Origin of the sequence: Streptomyces aidingensis (assembly GCF_900112355.1) — a bacterium.
GTDB classification, from domain to species: Bacteria; Actinomycetota; Actinomycetes; order Streptomycetales; family Streptomycetaceae; genus Streptomyces; species Streptomyces aidingensis.
This window is the reverse complement of sequence record NZ_FOLM01000040.1, coordinates 1-1511: the sequence shown is the minus strand read 5'-3', so window position 1 is coordinate 1511 and position 1511 is coordinate 1. Positions and strand designations below refer to the sequence as shown.

Below are 1511 nucleotides of genomic sequence, written 5' to 3'. Positions count from 1 at the left end.
CTAATGGGGCTCAGCGGGCCGTAGGAGAGACTACGGTCCGTAGCCGCCAGCAGGTGAGCACTCACCACCTCGGAACCACTGCGAGTTCTGCGGTCAGACCGTGCCCCAGCTGGTCGGCCGGGAGGCCTGACTGCTTATGGGATGGCGTGCCCGCCGGACAGATTGGCGTGAGCACTGGATCCATTAGGGCGCGAGCCGTGCTTTCCGCTGGCTGCGCGCAAGGATCGTATGAGAGCGAAGGGCTGGGGTGCTGGTGCTGTTCATCGGTGATGACTGGGCCGAAGACCACCATGACGTCGAGGTGCAGGACGCGACGGGCCGCAGGCTGGCCGCAGCGCGGCTGTCCGAAGGTGTGGAGGGCATCGCGAAGCTGCACACCCTCATCGCCCGGCACGGCGGTGAGGAACTGGAGCCCGGGCAGGTGACGGTCGGGATCGAGACCGACCGCGGGCCGTGGGTGCAGGCGCTGATCGCGGCCGGCTACCGGGTCTACGCGGTCAACCCCAAGCAGGCGGCGCGGTTCAAGGAGCGGTACGGCACCTCCGGGGCCAAGAGCGACAAGGGCGACGCCCACGCGCTGGCCGACATGGTCCGCATCGACGGCGCCCAGCTGCGCACCGTCGCCGGGGACAGCGGCCAGGCCCAGGCCGTCCGCGTGGTCGCCCGCGCCCATCAGACCCTGATCTGGGAGCGCACCCGCACCTTCCAGCGGTTGCGGAGCACGCTGCGTGAGTACTTCCCCGGCGCGCTGACCGCCTACGCCGGCCTGGAGCTGACCAGCACCGACGCTCTGGAACTGCTGATCAAGGCGCCCACCCCGGGGGAAGCGGCGAAGCTGACGAAGCAGCAGATCACCGCCGTGCTGGCCCGGCACCGCCGCCACCACCGGGACCAGAAGGCCCGCGCGATCCAGGCCGCACTGCGGGAGCCCCAGCTCGGCGTCACAGCACCGGTGGCCGCCGCCTACGGCGCGGCGGCGGTCGCGCACGCAAAGCTGCTGATCACGCTCAACGAGCAGGTAGCCGCCCTGGAAGAGCAGGTGAGTGCGCATTTTCGCGCGCACCCGGACGCTGAGATCTACCTGTCGATGCCCGGCATCGGCGAGATCACCGGCGCCCGGGTGCTCGCCGAGTTCGGAGACGACCCCACCCGCTACACCTCGGCGAAGGCCCGCAAGAACTACGCCGGCACCAGCCCGATCACCCGCGCCTCCGGCAGGACCCACAGCGTCCAAGCCCGCTTCGCCCGCAACGACCGCCTCGCCGATGCCCTCCAGAGACAAGCGTTCTCCGCCATCAACACCTCGCCCGGCGCTCGGCGCTACTACGACAAGCAGCGCGCCCGCGACTCGGGCTACAACCCCGCCCTGCGCCAGCTCGGCAACCGCCTCGTCGGCATCCTCCACGGCTGCCTCAAGACCCGTACCCACTACGACGAGGCCACCGCGTGGTCACACCACGCAACCCCCACCACCGCCGCTTGACATCAAAACGCCATGGGATGTCTGACCG

1 protein-coding gene is annotated in these 1511 nt (G+C 70.0%); it reads left to right on the top strand.

The features are described from left to right. Positions 1-253 precede the first annotated feature (253 nt). Positions 254-1483, top strand: coding sequence for an IS110 family RNA-guided transposase (locus tag BM242_RS28280; RefSeq protein WP_093841802.1), 1230 nt, complete (start codon positions 254-256; stop codon positions 1481-1483). Positions 1484-1511: the final 28 nt, after the last annotated feature.